The sequence below is a fragment of the Vibrio sp. 1CM23M genome (genome assembly GCF_023161755.1).
GTDB lineage: Bacteria > Pseudomonadota > Gammaproteobacteria > Enterobacterales > Vibrionaceae > Vibrio > Vibrio coralliirubri.
In genome coordinates, this window is the sequence record NZ_JALNTR010000002.1 from 56,105 (window position 1) to 70,817 (window position 14,713).

The 14,713-nt window shown below is 44.2% G+C and carries 11 protein-coding genes; 7 read left to right on the forward strand and 4 right to left on the reverse strand.

Going from position 1 to position 14,713, the window contains the following annotated elements:
- Window positions 1-349 precede the first annotated feature (349 nt).
- Complete coding sequence (locus MSG35_RS05575) at window positions 350-961, reverse strand: toxin-antitoxin system YwqK family antitoxin (protein WP_248383284.1); 612 nt, start codon at window positions 959-961, stop codon at window positions 350-352.
- A 508-nt stretch (window positions 962-1,469) separates the two neighbouring features.
- Between MSG35_RS05575 and MSG35_RS05580 the strand changes: the two genes are divergently transcribed.
- Window positions 1,470-3,242, forward strand: coding sequence for a transporter (locus tag MSG35_RS05580; RefSeq protein ID WP_017061461.1), 1,773 nt, complete (start codon window positions 1,470-1,472; stop codon window positions 3,240-3,242).
- Between the two features lie 85 nt (window positions 3,243-3,327).
- On the forward strand, window positions 3,328-4,944 hold the full coding sequence (locus tag MSG35_RS05585) for a polysaccharide lyase 6 family protein (protein ID WP_248383285.1): 1,617 nt from the start codon (window positions 3,328-3,330) through the stop codon (window positions 4,942-4,944).
- 181 nt (window positions 4,945-5,125) lie between these two features.
- On the opposite strand, the gene MSG35_RS05590 is transcribed toward MSG35_RS05585, so the two are convergent.
- On the reverse strand, window positions 5,126-5,638 hold the full coding sequence (locus MSG35_RS05590; protein ID WP_248383287.1) for a peptide-methionine (S)-S-oxide reductase: 513 nt from the start codon (window positions 5,636-5,638) through the stop codon (window positions 5,126-5,128).
- Between the two features lie 239 nt (window positions 5,639-5,877).
- Here MSG35_RS05590 and MSG35_RS05595 point away from each other — a divergent pair, with 239 nt between their 5' ends.
- The 3 genes from MSG35_RS05595 (at window position 5,878) to tnaA (ending at window position 10,871) form a co-directional block, all read left to right on the forward strand.
- The gene (locus MSG35_RS05595) at window positions 5,878-6,990 is read left to right on the forward strand and encodes a GTPase (protein ID WP_248383288.1); all 1,113 of its coding nucleotides are present in this window, start codon (window positions 5,878-5,880) and stop codon (window positions 6,988-6,990) included.
- Entirely contained in the window at window positions 6,977-8,653 is a 1,677-nt protein-coding gene (locus MSG35_RS05600; RefSeq protein WP_248383290.1) for a GTPase, read from the forward strand. The genes MSG35_RS05595 and MSG35_RS05600 overlap by 14 nt, the downstream gene beginning before the upstream one ends.
- A gap of 745 nt (window positions 8,654-9,398) precedes the next feature.
- Window positions 9,399-10,871, forward strand: a complete 1,473-nt coding sequence (gene tnaA / locus MSG35_RS05605; RefSeq protein ID WP_248383291.1) for a tryptophanase — start codon at window positions 9,399-9,401, stop codon at window positions 10,869-10,871.
- A 126-nt stretch (window positions 10,872-10,997) separates the two neighbouring features.
- On the opposite strand, the gene MSG35_RS05610 is transcribed toward tnaA, so the two are convergent.
- Complete coding sequence (locus MSG35_RS05610) at window positions 10,998-11,882, reverse strand: LysR family transcriptional regulator (RefSeq protein WP_248383293.1); 885 nt, start codon at window positions 11,880-11,882, stop codon at window positions 10,998-11,000.
- Between the two features lie 254 nt (window positions 11,883-12,136).
- Between MSG35_RS05610 and MSG35_RS05615 the strand changes: the two genes are divergently transcribed.
- Entirely contained in the window at window positions 12,137-12,376 is a 240-nt protein-coding gene (locus MSG35_RS05615) for a hypothetical protein (protein WP_248383295.1), read from the forward strand.
- A 213-nt stretch (window positions 12,377-12,589) separates the two neighbouring features.
- Window positions 12,590-12,907, forward strand: a complete 318-nt coding sequence (locus MSG35_RS05620; protein ID WP_081090259.1) for a Dabb family protein — start codon at window positions 12,590-12,592, stop codon at window positions 12,905-12,907.
- 92 nt (window positions 12,908-12,999) lie between these two features.
- On the opposite strand, the gene MSG35_RS05625 is transcribed toward MSG35_RS05620, so the two are convergent.
- Window positions 13,000-14,211 carry a DUF3103 domain-containing protein gene (locus MSG35_RS05625; RefSeq protein WP_248383296.1) on the reverse strand — a complete coding sequence of 404 codons (1,212 nt, stop codon included), beginning with the start codon at window positions 14,209-14,211 and terminating at the stop codon, window positions 13,000-13,002.
- Between the last annotated feature and the right edge of the window lie 502 nt (window positions 14,212-14,713).

Here is a 14,713-nt window from a genome sequence, read left to right on the forward strand (position 1 = left end):
GAGGTCGGTAATTGAGATCTGACTCGCAACGGAAACGTTTGCTTACAGTATTTTATGGAAAGGTTATGCGCAAGTTAAATATTTATTATTTTCAATGACTATTGGTGATTGCTTTATCACTAGATAGATTACTGTAAATAACAATGAAGGGAGATAGGCAAAGTTGGAAGGAAGTGACGAGGGAAGAGGTCGTGAAAAGAGAAAGTGATAATAGCCACGAACATTCACGCTTAGTCGCATGAATGTTCGTTTCTCTTCTCTTGTCTCTTAGTTGCAGACGTGCAGCTGAAAACTTTAACAGCAGGCGTTTAGCTATATCAAAGAGCTCCGTGAGAGCCGTTCTTGAGGCTTAGCTTTCTGTAGGCATCCACACCTGTTTAGAGGTGACTTTGTGATCTTTAAAGGTCAGTTCTTCAACTTTGTCACCGTTAGTATTCCAGCGAGTAAGTTTTCCGTTCGCGACTTTACCTTCATCAAACTTCGCTTGGCTGGCCTTATTACCGTTCGGGTAGTAGTCAGTTACCAATCCATCTTTTTGTCCGTCGTTGTATTCAGCTGTCAGGCTTTGTTCCCCATTGGGATACCAGCGAGAGGCGGTGCCCGATAGTTCATTGTCTTTATAATTGAGTTCTGCTTTTTTCTGTCCGTTTGGATACCAGGTTTCGGCTTTGCCTTGCAGTTCACCTTTTACGTAATTCACTTTAGAAGCGACCTGGCCATTCGGATACCAGTTAGTTTCTAGCCCAAGTTCTAAGCCATCGGCAAACTGAGCTTGGGTCGCGACTTGGCCGTTATCGAACTTCTCTTCAAATTGACCAGTAAAGGGTTTTGAATGGTTTACTTGGTAAGCCACGCCTTTACGCATCTGTAAGTAGTCAACAGCATCTTCACGCGGTGTTGCTGCATAGCTCATAGAAGATACCGTACTAAGAGCAATTAAGATTGGAACGTATTTCTTCATAATGACACCTTTTTATTGGACGGGGAAAGTGTAACGGGTGTGTTAAAAGCATTTCACTTCCGTGTATCCCTGTCAGTATCTAATAGTGGTTTTCAAGTTTTCATTATTGGCTGCCTAATATAGGGAACTTTTAAAAGCAAATTCTTAATCTTATTTGTACTACAAATGTGTTGATTTGATTCATTTTTATAAATTATATCTAACGATATTTTTGCTGTTCTTCTTTGATCTTTGATCGTCACGAATAATAGTTTTTAACGATGACTCTTCGATTTTTAGAGACTTTGTTCATGTTTTTCGGGGTTTTGGTCGAAATTTAGTGCGGATAACTGCCTGACTTGAGGAATTGCGCTCCTAGGTGGTGCAACTTTGAACTCGATCACTTGTATGATTAATTGACTGTCAGACTGTAAGATCACTGTCACGCATTTGGATTATTGTAGTACAAATATACTTGCCATCTATCTATAGTGACCTCAACAAAAAAACATAAATAAAAGGTCTAACGATGGAACTCAATACCCTGATAGTTGGCATCTACTTCCTATTCTTAATTGCGATAGGGTGGATGTTCCGAACGTTTACAAGTACGACAAGTGATTACTTCCGTGGGGGAGGTAATATGCTGTGGTGGATGGTAGGTGCAACCGCATTTATGACCCAGTTCAGTGCTTGGACATTTACTGGTGCAGCAGGTAAAGCCTTTACCGATGGCTTTGCCGTAGCGATTATCTTCATCGCGAACGCATTCGGTTACCTAATGAACTACCTTTACTTCGCTCCGAAGTTCCGCCAACTGCGCGTTGTGACGGTAATTGAAGCGATTCGTATGCGTTTTGGTAAGGTGAATGAGCAAGTATTTACTTGGTCTGGCATGCCAAACAGCGTTATCTCTGCTGGTATCTGGTTGAACGGCCTTGCGATCATCGCATCAGGTATCTTCGGCTTTGATATGACAACAACGATTGTCCTAACGGGTCTGGTTGTACTGGTGATGTCAGTAACGGGCGGCTCTTGGGCGGTAATCGCATCTGACTTTATGCAGATGGTTATCATCATGGCGGTAACGGTGACGTGTGCAGTGGTTGCTATTTACCACGGTGGCGGCGTTACGCAAATCGTTAACGACTTCCCAACAGATTCATTCATCACGGGTGACAACCTTAACTACATGAGCATCTTCAGCATCTGGGCTGTGTTCATCTTCTTAAAGCAGTTCAGCATTACCAACAACATGCTTAACTCTTACCGCTACCTTGCTGCGAAAGATTCAAACAACGCACGTAAAGCAGCACTGCTTGCTTGTGTACTAATGACGCTTGGTCCAATCATCTGGTTCATGCCTTCTTGGTTCATGGCTGGTCAAGGTGTTGATTTAGCAGCTGCTTACCCAGAAGCTGGCAGCAAAGCCGCTGACTTCGCTTACCTTTACTTTGTTCAAGAATACATGCCTGCAGGTATGGTTGGCCTTCTGATTGCCGCTATGTTTGCTGCGACTATGTCTTCAATGGACTCTGGTCTAAACCGTAACTCAGGTATCTTCGTTAAGAACTTCTACGAGCCGATTCTTCGCCCTAAAGCGACAGAGAAAGAGCTAATGGTTGTTTCTAAGCTAACGTCTACTTTCTTCGGCATCGCGATCATCTTGGTTGCTCTGTTCATCAACTCTCTTAAAGGTTTGAGCCTTTTCGACACCATGATGTACGTGGGCGCATTGATCGGCTTCCCAATGACAATTCCAGCATTCTGTGGCTTCTTCATCCGTAAAACACCGGATTGGGCAGGTTGGGGTACGCTAGTTGTAGGTGGTGTAGTTTCTTACTTCGTTGGTTTCGTTATCACAGCGGACATGATCCAAAACTGGTTCGGTCTAAATGAACTAACAGGCCGTGAGTGGGCTGACCTGAAAGTGGCTATCGGCCTTATCGGTCACATCATATTTACTGCTGGCTTCTTTGTTCTTTCAACATTGTTCTACAAGCCTCTTGCTGAGCACCGTGAGAAAGACGTAGACAAGTTCTTCAACAACCTTGCGACACCACTAGTTGCTGAAAGTAATGAACAGAAGAAACTGGATAACAAGCAACGTCGTATGTTGGGTTCACTTATCGCGGTAGCGGGTGTGGGCGTAATGACTATGTTCGTACTGCCAAACCCAATGTGGGGACGCATGGTATTCGTTCTGTGTGGCTTGATTGTGTTCTCTGTTGGTCTGTTACTTGTTAAAGCAGTCGATGACAAAGTCGAGCAACAAGACGAAGTGACTCCAGCCGAAGGCTAATCTAATTCGCATCCTAAATAACATCACGGCCACCTGAACGGGTGGTCGTCATTTTTATAATCCAATATACAACGTGAGATGTACGATGAACAAAAAACTATTATCGGTAAGCATTATTAGCGCGTTCACGCTCGCTTTTGCAACTGGCTGTACAACACAAGAAAAAACAGCGCCAGTAGTCAGTGTCGCTGAACAAGCTGCGCCAGCTATTAGCGAAATCGACCGTAGTTACCTATTGAGCAGTGACCGCTTAACTGAGGTAGATGGCGACACTTTAGCCGTTGCTTCAGAAGAACAAGTGGCTGCGCTTAAAGCACAATTTGAAAACCTAAAAGATGGCGACCAAGTGGTGATCCCTGCCGGTAAATACGCGAACTTAGGTCAAGTGACTATTACGGCGAATGACATCACTATCAAAGCTGAGCAAGCAGGTTCTGCGTGGATCACTGGCTTGATCCAGTTCGAATTGAAAGGTGATGACATCACGCTTGATGGCCTAGTGTTTACCGAAGGCGGCCCTAACGAGCGTTTTGGCGCAGTACGTATGATGGGTAATGGCAACACGCTACAAAACTCAACATTCTACTACTTCAACCATGATTACACTTACGAGCCAGACGAGCGTCGTTCTGAGTATCCAAAGTACCTATGGGTTTCTCTATGGGGTAAAGACGGCAAAGTCATCAACAACCGTTTCGAAGGTAAGCAAAAACGCGGCACTTTGATTGGTGTGCAAAAAGATGACACGGCTGATAACCACCTGATCGCAAATAACATCTTCATGGATCAAAAGCCTAACCAATTCAACGAATTCGACATCAAAGAAGCGATTCGTTACAACGGCAACAGCTGGGAAGCGATCCGTATTGGTGATTCTAAAGCTTCACAGTGGGATTCAAGTTCTAAGTTCGTGAACAACCTAATGATCGATATGGATGGTGAGCGCGAGCTTATCTCGATTAAGTCGGGCGACAACACGATCTCAGGTAATACTATTTTCCAAAGCACCGCGCTTATTTCACTGCGTCACGGAAAAGGCAACACGGTTGAGAACAACATGATTCTTGGCAATGGAAAGCGCCTAACGGGCGGCGTCCGCATCTACGATGAAGATCATGTGATTCGTAACAACTACATTGCAAACACTCGAGGCCGCGATGGCTTGATTGAAGGCAACGCTGACCTACGTGGCGGCATTGTTATCAACACAGGCATCATCGACGTAGCGAATGGTGAGCAGTTAGATCAATCGGTGAAAGGCAAAGAGCTTAACAAGCAGTGGACACCGAAAAACATCACCATTGAGAACAACTCTCTAGTCGATACTGAGTGGGGCATTGTTTACGGCAACCAAAGCCACCGTGTAAGTTTGTTTGACAACGCAGAAGTGGAAGGCATTTATGCGGGCGTTGATGTGGCGTTTAAACACAACGTGGTCGATAATTCGCAGTCACCTGAGTTTGTAAGTGTACGTGCAACGCAAGACTTCCCATTAGTTGGCGCAACTTACACAGACGAAACTTACGTGGGTCAAGTGACGGATTCTGAACTGATCGAAAGCTACTCGGTAGAACTACCAAAAGTCGTTGTAGAAAATGGCATTAACGCTTATCAAGGTGAAGGCGCAGACGTGTCTAAACTTGCGGTCGTGACGGCTGAAACAGCGGGTCCGGACTACGTGCTTGAGAATACGACTAAGTAAGTTATTAGTTAATGGCTAATGGCTAATGGCTAATGGCTAAAGGTCAATGGCTTAATGGCTTGAGCTATCAAATCAATTCACGATAGCTGTCCTGACCATAACACTTAAAAAGCCTCAACGGATAATATCTGTTGAGGCTTTATCGATCTTAGGTCGTGATCATCTCAATCTTACGTCGTGACTATTGTGATTTATACTTATGCAGCAGATCCCAAGGGATATGACATAAGTGGTGATCTTCAGGGAAGTGACTTAAGTGATGCTGGTGGATGTCATCGCTGGCAACATAATTGGTCAATGGCAACACCTCAACAGCGATGCGGTCGGCATCATCTCTTGAAGAAATATAGTGCTTAGCTTCTGTTAAGTGTGCTGCGTTGGTGCTGTAAACGCCTGTGCGGTATTTCTCTCCGACATCGACACCTTGTTTATTCACGCTGTAAGGGTCAATAATCTCAAACAAGTGTTCCATCAAAATCGTTACTGACGTGATGTTTGGATCAAACTCTATTCGTACGCACTCTGCGTAGCCATCGTAATCGCTTTGTGTGCTGTTGCTTTGTGTTGTAGCGTTCACTGTTGGCTGGGCGCTTCCATTTGCACGGCCTGCTTCTGTGCTGATAACGCCAGGAACGTACTTAATAAATTCTTGTACACCCCACAAGCAACCGCCAGCTAAATAAATTTGCTCCATACTTCTCTTTGAGCTCTCTGTGTTTGTTGATGTTCGTTAGGTACCTGAATTAATACGATGATACCCGCACGTATAAAAAAGCGTCTATAAAAATGAGCGCGCAAATAAAAACAAGCGTTTAGGCATTGTAAACCGGTGCGACTGAACAAACATAAGTTTAATATGATTTGTGATTATATAAGTCAGTATTGCTTTGTCATCAACTCGAATCTCAACATCAAGTGAGCGTTACTCTAAACATGTTTGATCAAATAAAAGACTTCATTAATCCGGGCAGGAACCCAGACTTGACTCAGGCCCATGAATATCAGCGCAAACATCTTCCTACATTGTGGCTGTTGGGCAAAACGGGGGCGGGCAAGTCATCGTTTATTCAAGCGGTTACTGGCGACTCTTCTGTCGAAGTGGGCAATGGTTTTGCGCCCTGTACCATGACAGCGATGTCGTATGAGTTTCCGCAAGACAAACCTGTGATGCGCTTTCTCGATACCAGAGGTTTAAGTGAAGCGAATTACGATGCGAAAGAGGATCTGGAAGAGATTGGTCAGGCAGGTAATGCGTTAGTCGTTGTGATGAAAGCCGACGAGCCTGAACAATCCGCAGTGCTTACGGCTCTAAAACAGATTAAGAAACAGAAGAAGATTAAACACTTGCTGCTGGTTCATACGGCGGTGTTGTCTTCCAGTGAACCAGATCGAGCAAGGCAAATTCAGTTCAACACTAACCAAGTAGAGAAGACGTGGGGTAAAGAGTTTGAATCGGTCGCGGTCGATTTCGAAACGGATGACTCGAGCAATAACAGTGGTTCAATTTACAACTATGACATCTTATTGGAAAAGCTGACCAGTATTCTTCCTGTTATTGGAATGATGGTGCAAGACAAAGAGCATTCCACCCAAGAAGAAGCCAACTTTGATCAAGTAGAAAACGAAGTGCTTTGGTATGCAGGAAGTGCGGCAGCGAGCGACTTGATTCCGGGTGTTGGGTTGGTTTCTGTACCTGCGATTCAAGCCAAAATGCTTCACAGCTTGGCGAATCAATATGGGGTCGAGTGGAACAAGCGAGTCTTCAGTGAATTGATAGGTACTCTCGGAAGCAGCTTTGCTTTGCAATACGGAATGAAGCTGGGTACTCGACAGTTGATAAAGCTGATTCCAGTTTATGGTCAAACGGTAGGTGCGGTGGCTGCAGCGGCAATGAGTTTCGGCACCTCTTATGGTTTAGGTCGCGCGGCTTGTTTTTACTTCTATCATAAGAACAAAGGTGAAGAAGTGTCTGAACAAGAGATGCAGAAGATCTACAAAGAATCCCTGAAAAAAGGAAAGGCGGCGTCGGGTTATGAAGAAAATTAGAAACCTATTTCGATTACTGGCGGTGCTATCGAGCGGCCGCTGGGGCATTGCCCTGATTTCGGCCATTTTCCCAAGCATTATCATGATGGGTTTTGGTGTCTTCTTGGCGGTCAAATACGGTTACCTACTCGAAATGTCGATTGCCATTGCCGTGAGTACCTTGGTGTTCACCATTCCTCTGTTTATTTCTAGCCGTTCTTCACGCCGATCCTCAAGTACGGAGCCCTTCTCAAATAAAGAGAGTAACGACCTTGGTGAGGATGTTTCTGAATCTGAATCACAACATACAAAAGCTGATATCAACGATGCATTGGTTAAGGCTTCGGCTGATTGGTCTCAAAAAGAACTGTTGATCTGGAATGATTCAAAACACCATGTACGCCAACAATTAATGGTCGACATAGAGTGGGGCAACCTAGACCAAACCGGTTTAGAAGTACTTGAATTCGTTGCGAAAAAGTTTGAGAAGAAATCGCTCGATTTTTCGATTCCTGAAGGGCTAAAGTTGTTCGAAGAAGTCAGCCGACGCTACAAACTGGTAGTGCGAGAGCATATACCGGGCATTGAGTATCTCAAGGTTTCTTACATCAAAGCGGGCTATGAAGCCTATGACAAATATGGCGAGCTAGGGCAGAAGATCGTTAAGGCCGCTATTTGGGGGAATCACCTTAAAAACCTCTATTTGAACCCACTAAAAGTGATTTCCGATTTGGGTCGAGAACAAGCGACCGCATCGATGACAAGAGGTGTGGTCGATGACATGCAATACGCTGCTAAACAAGCCTTGTTAGATGAAGTGGCAGCGGTGGCGATTGATCTTTATAGCGGACGGTTCAGCATTGAAGATGAAGCACTGAAAGCGTCTGATGTTTCTGAACTCGACGAACAACGCTTTGCTCCAGAGTTAGAACCCGTGCGAATCGTGCTGGTGGGGCAAACCAGTTCTGGTAAATCGTCACTTATCAATGCACTCAAGCAAGAGTTGGTTGCAGAAGTGGATGTACTGCCATCAACCGACACTTCAACGGTGTACAACGCGTTTGTCGACGATAATGATGTTCGCGTGGTTGATCTTCAAGGGCTTGATGGCAACCCTAAAACCGAAGCCTTAATGCTGAAAGAGATGACCCAAGCCGATGTGGTGCTATGGGTATTGAAAGCCAATCAATCTGCGCGTGATTTGGACAAACAGTTGAAAGATAGATTTGATGCTTTCTATGACGATCCTAAGAACATCTCACGTAAGAAGCCGATTGTGGTGTCGGTTGTCAATCAGGTAGACCGATTAAAGCCAGTAGACGAATGGCAGCCACCGTATGACTTAGACAACCCAACATCGGCCAAAGCGAAGATCATTGCTCAAGCGCTCGAATACAATCATATATTGCTGCAAACCGATATCGTGTTACCGCTGGCGATTGCGCCAGAAAAGGTACAGTTTGGTTTAGATACATTAAGGCAGACGTTGATCGAGCGTATCGCTGACGCAAATAACGTTCAGAGAAATCGCCAACGTTTAGAAGCCATGAAAAGAGGCACGTCGGTTAAAGGCCAACTGAATAAAGCGGTCAAGGCGGGTAAGAAGGTTGCCCCCAGTGCATTGAAAGCAGCGACGCCAAAACTGGCTGAAATGGCCATCAAGCAAGTCGTGAAGAAGAAGTAAGTTATTCACTGCGAATACGGTTCTGGTGAGGTTTGAGCCTCATCAGAGCTTGTCTTTTTAGCTCACTAGATTCCTAGAAGATAGCTTTTTAGAAAACAGCCATCTTCGCCCCTTATTCGAGGAAGCATTGAGTTTAAAAGAGATTTGATATTATTAAGGTTCTCGCTGAACTAGTTTAATAGTATATAAACGGCTGTGATTCACAGTTTATATAATATGCTATCGTATTTAATTATCATTCTAAATGTTGATCACATTTATACTTTTCTAAGCTGTATTTATAAAACAATTGCACTATATTTAAATTTCGGATCATCTTGATTTCAACGTAGGGATATATTGTGAACATGTATCTGAAATGGCAATCAACAACATGGCTAACCTTGTTAGCTTGGTATACCTTAGATCACCAGCTCTCGTTCCGTCTTTCTTCAGAGTAGTACCCTCTAGGCGTCACGCGCCAGCAAAGCAGCGTGCTTTGTTTACCTATCAGCAGCTTTGATAACCTTTGAACGTATGAATGTCGCACTTATTATTCCGTGCAAGGTATTCATTGTTTTGTCGTTCTCGCTAATTATCTTAGCCTCTGTTTAGGTTTGATTAATAAGTCATTATTTAATTTTTTTATTTTCACTATTAATTTTCTGTGTGTCTTTATACGGAACTATTAATTTAATGGTGAGGATTCGTGACATCTAAAGAAAATAGATTTCGATCTGATCGGAATGTATTGAAAGGTATTATTATGGAAAACTTCAAACATCTACCAGAACCGTTTCGTATTCGTGTTGTAGAGCCAGTAAAAAGAACAACTCGTGCCTATCGTGAACAAGCCATTGTCGAAGCGGGGATGAACCCATTCTTACTTGATAGTGATGATGTGTTTATCGACTTACTGACAGACAGCGGAACCGGTTCTATTACTCAGCGTATGCAAGCCGCGATGTTGATGGGTGATGAAGCTTACAGTGGTAGTCGCAGTTACTACGCATTGTCGAATGCGGTTAAGGATATCTTCGGTTACGAGTTGACGATTCCAACCCACCAAGGACGCGGTGCCGAGCAGATCTACATTCCGGTTCTTATCAAAAAGCGTGAAATGGAGAAAGGGCTCGACCGAAGCAAAATGGTCGCTCTGTCGAACTACTTCTTCGATACAACACAAGGTCACACCCAAGTGAATTGCTGCGTGGCGAAGAACGTTTATACCAAAGAAGCGTTTGATACCTCAGTGAACGCGGATTTCAAAGGCAACTTCGATGTGGTGAAGCTGGAAGAAGCGATCTTAGAAGCGGGCGCGGCCAATGTTCCTTACATCGTAAGTACCATTACCTGTAACTCTGCTGGTGGGCAGCCAGTGTCTATCGCCAATCTAAAAGCCGTGTATGAAATAGCACAGAAATACGATATTCCTGTGATCATGGACTCAGCACGCTACGCTGAAAATGCCTACTTTATTCAACAACGTGAAGCGGGTTATCAAGATTGGACAATCGAACAGATCACGCGTGAGTCTTACAAATACGCGGATGGCTTAGCCATGTCTGCCAAGAAAGATGCCATGGTCCAAATGGGTGGCTTGTTGTGCTTTAAAGATGACTCTTTCATGGATGTGTACACAGAGTGTCGAACCTTGTGTGTGGTGCAAGAGGGCTTCCCAACCTATGGTGGCTTAGAAGGTGGCGCGATGGAGCGTCTTGCGGTTGGCCTTTATGACGGTATGCGTCAAGACTGGTTGGAATATCGTATTGGTCAGGTTCAGTACTTAGTCGATGGCTTAGAAGCGATAGGTATCGTGTGCCAACAAGCGGGTGGTCATGCTGCGTTTGTCGATGCGGGTAAACTGCTTCCTCATATTCCAGCGGGTCAGTTCCCAGCACATGCTTTGGCGTGCGAGTTGTACAAAGTGGCAGGTATCAGAGCGGTTGAGATTGGTTCCTTGCTGCAAGGTCGCGATCCTGCCACGGGCGAACAGCATCCATGCCCTGCAGAGTTATTGCGCCTTACCATTCCTCGCGCGACCTACACACAAACTCACATGGACTTCATCATCGAAGCATTCGAAAAAGTGAAAGAGAATGCAGGACAAGTGAAAGGGCTCGATTTTACCTACGAACCGCCGGTGTTGAGACACTTTACCGCGCGCTTAAAAGAGGTTGAAACCGTTGAAAAACAGACAGAAAAAAAGAATGAACAAACGCTCGAAGAAGCATTTTAAAATAAAAACATAAGCGAATAGTCACTAGAAACATAATCAAAGGCTCCCTCGGGAGCCTTTTCTTTTTTGGATGGTAGGGGAGTTAGGCAGTTAAGCCTTTAAGTAGTTAACCCGCTAAAAGCTGAACTACGCTTGTTTGTTTTTCAGGGTAGATCTCAACATTTGGAATAACCACTGATTCAAAGGTGCGTCTTTTTGCGAGCGGCGACAGCTCATCACATAGCTCACATCTATGGTCAATTGTTCTGGCAAGTCCATACTGCGACAGCCTTCTGGCACGCTGCCACTGAGAGTGATACCAAAATAGTCGGATTTGAATATAACATCGTGAATCATCGCAGGGTGGTCGACTTCCACTCTTGGGTTTACGTGAAAACCGATATTTCTAAGACGCTCAAGGACCGGATATTTATTGTCATTCCATCCTGGTGTTTTAAATAGAGCAATTGGATAGTTGGCCAGTGATTCAAAGTCTTGCGCTGGATGATCGTTTCTCACGAAGAAAACCACTTTTCCTTCCCCGAACCCCTTTTGAGATATCGACTGTGGCAAGGTTTCATCAAAGTAGTGAACTGCAATGGACTCCTCACCGTCGATGAGCCTGTTCCTCGCGTTGCTTCCCCATCTAAGAAATGAATAGCGAGCATGCGGTGCAGCTTTAGTCAGAGCAAATAAGAGCTTCGAACCAAAGCGTTCCCAGAACAGAGTATTCGCGTAGATTTTGATATTGCCTTGGTAAGTCTCTGGCGAAAATACTTGATGCTTTATCGCTTCGATACTGCTGAGTATCTGCTCAAAATTTTCGATGTTGGTTTCAACAAAAGTCGTGGGTTCAAAACCGTTTTTGGTTTGAATGAACAGTGGATCGTCGAGCTGCAACTTTAACTTCGAGAGGTTCTTGCTGATCGCCCCAGAGGTTTTTCCAAGCGACTCTGCAACCAGCCCAACATTGCGAAGTTCATACATACGCTTGATAACGAGGATATTTTGAATATCTAGATTGATGTCCACATTTTCTCCAAATGATTCCTTTTATAGGCAGCAATCTCTGTGCGGTTGGCGTACAGAAATTATGTGACTCTAATATCATAGTGGCAGTGCAAAACGGATAAGACAGCACAGCGTCAGAACTTCGCTAATCCCTTGATTTTCCATTTGGTAAATCTTGCTTTTCCTCGAATGGCTCATGTTCGATTGTTAAAGTTACTTCAACAAAAACACAGATACCAAACGAACAAAGAATTAGAAATACAACGAGGTGATGTATGAACAAGTTAATCGCACTTGGATTGATGGCTTTATCTATGAACACGGCTTTCGCGGCTGACGGTACTTATGCGAGTACTCTCGATATGACGAGAAGCGAAGGTAATCAAGTAAAGGCTGAGCGTGTTGAATCTGAGCCAGTACTTGAAGGAAGAAATGACGCCACTAACGGAGGAATAAAATTCCAAAAGAGCGTTGATCAAGACCAGACGATCCAGCTTACAGGTCGTCGTGATTAACGTTAAAACGTGCTTACCATTGTCATGAGAAATGCTGCGCCCTTGGGTGCAGCATTTTTGTTTGGGGATTTGAGTTATTTTATAAACTCTAGTGTTCTAGCCTTGGCATGTTGTGTAACGTGTGGCATTTTGCTCTTCTCTAACTTAAGAACGCGACTCGGTGCTGGTTAAGCATGACAAACGAGCAAGCGAACGATTCGAAAAGGACTAGGAATGACTCGAAAAGAAACGGGAATGATTCGTCATATTTTACTGATTAAGTTTAAAGAAAATGCAGAGGCTTCAGAGGTTCAAAAACTAAAGATGTTGTTTGAAGCGATGCCAAACAAGGTTGAAGGGGTAACTGCTGTCGAGTGGGGGTTAAATGACAGCCCTGAAAACAAGAATCAAGGTTATACCCACTCGGTGTTAATGACATTTGCTGATGAAGAAGGCCGTCAGAACTACCTTCCACACCCAGAACATGATGCGCTGAAAGATGTGTTTCGTCCGCTTTTAGAAGACATCATTGTGTTTGATTACTCCCTGTAATTAGGTTCTGAGTAGGTCTCTTGTGTTTTACTTAGCTTCGATAATGAAGAGTTAGGGCCTAGCGATTAAGCCCTAACTCAATAAGAAACGAGTTACTCTGTTGGCGAAATCGTGACTGGTGCAAACGATGCGACAGCATTCCCACCTGCGCCCGGACGATCTACATAAGGTGTGTTTTGCATTAAGGTGTAGTACACATCCACGAAGTCATCATCATTCACTAATACGCCATCAGGAATCACATCGATAATCTTGCCTGTGATCTGAGGGATGATCGCGTACCCCTGAACTTCTGGATCAGGAATCATCTTCAGTATCTCTTCTGCGGCTTGAACCAAGAGTTTTGCTAGCGCTTTATAGTCAGTGCCATCATCGTGTTCCATTAAGATCATATCTGCAGCGCCCCAGCGGTAACGAGGCCAGAAGATAACGGTCTGATTTGGGTAGTACGTCTGTTTGTCGTAGTCCAGATAAGGCATCTCAACGAGGTCTATTTGGGGCTCTAAACGACTTGAATCGACACCCGTTACGATAGCGTAGATTTCCGCTTTCCCAGAGATCCAAGGTTCTTGATCAACAGCCAAGCGGATTTTGGTTAATTGCGTGGTATTCAACGGCTCAGGTTCCGACAAGGCCATCGAGCGACGAGCCCTGTTCATCAAAGACGATTTTTGAGGTTTACTTTCGTCGGCATTGGTATCGCTAATGGCATTGATTTGCGTTGTGGTGCCTAGCTTCTGCATCTCAGCCTGCATTGCCATTAAGCCGGCTTTGAGCTCTTCCGAACCATTGCTATCAACCACAAACACTGGAACGTCTGGCATTTGGTACACGTCTAATTGATGAACTTGTCCGTACACGTCATACGCTTCAATGTACTGCCAATTCGAGTCATCGCCCGATGGTTCAAATGCAAACAGCGGGTTTTCACCATTCTTCCATGCTTCAATCATCGCTTCATCAGCCATGCGAATCTCTAACACTGAGTCGCTGAAATTATTGATCCCTTTCATCTTGCGATAACCAAGATCCGCTTTCTGCATCCGACTTGAAAATGCAGAGTAGGGCTTGGCTGAGTTAAGCTTGTCTATCGGTGTAGACAGTTGCTTTTCTGTTATCTGGTCTTTTAAGGAAAGCTCAAGATCGGAGTAGCGGGAACTGATTTGCAACGCCAGAGATTGCTTTTGCGCTGCGCTACTTTCTGCAATACCTAATGAATCCGTTGTCTCAATATTTTGCGCAAAAGACTGGAAGCCAACCACTGTCGTTGCAAGCACCATACTGATCGAAATAGATGGTCTCATAAATAATCCTTATTTTAATTTTTATCATTAATAGAGCATTTGCCCTATAAGGATTAACCTATCAGTAACGTGAATGTGTTCAAAAGTTAGGCAACCATTTTTACTTCGTTGTGCAGCACAGGATCTCAATTTAAACAATTTATAAAATATTAAAATAGTGCTGGCTTGATATATCTGAATTTATAAACCAATCAATAACTGAATGATGAAATTATTAACTGCTGAGTGGTATTTTGTCTATTTGGGGATTTATTCGAGACTGCGAAGAGTGACTTCTGATGGCGCTTCTAGAGGGGGAAGATCTATAGGAACACCCTATATCTACTATAGCCACTGCGTTATTTCGGACTTGATGGTTTCCGGTATAATTCGCTTCCCTTGATAAAAAGTAACGAATCAAAGCAACGCCTAAACGGTCCACAACGCTCACCAGATTGCTCTGAACATCAAACGCACTTTATACATCAACGTACTCTGTCCAACAACGTAGATTGCAATCGTA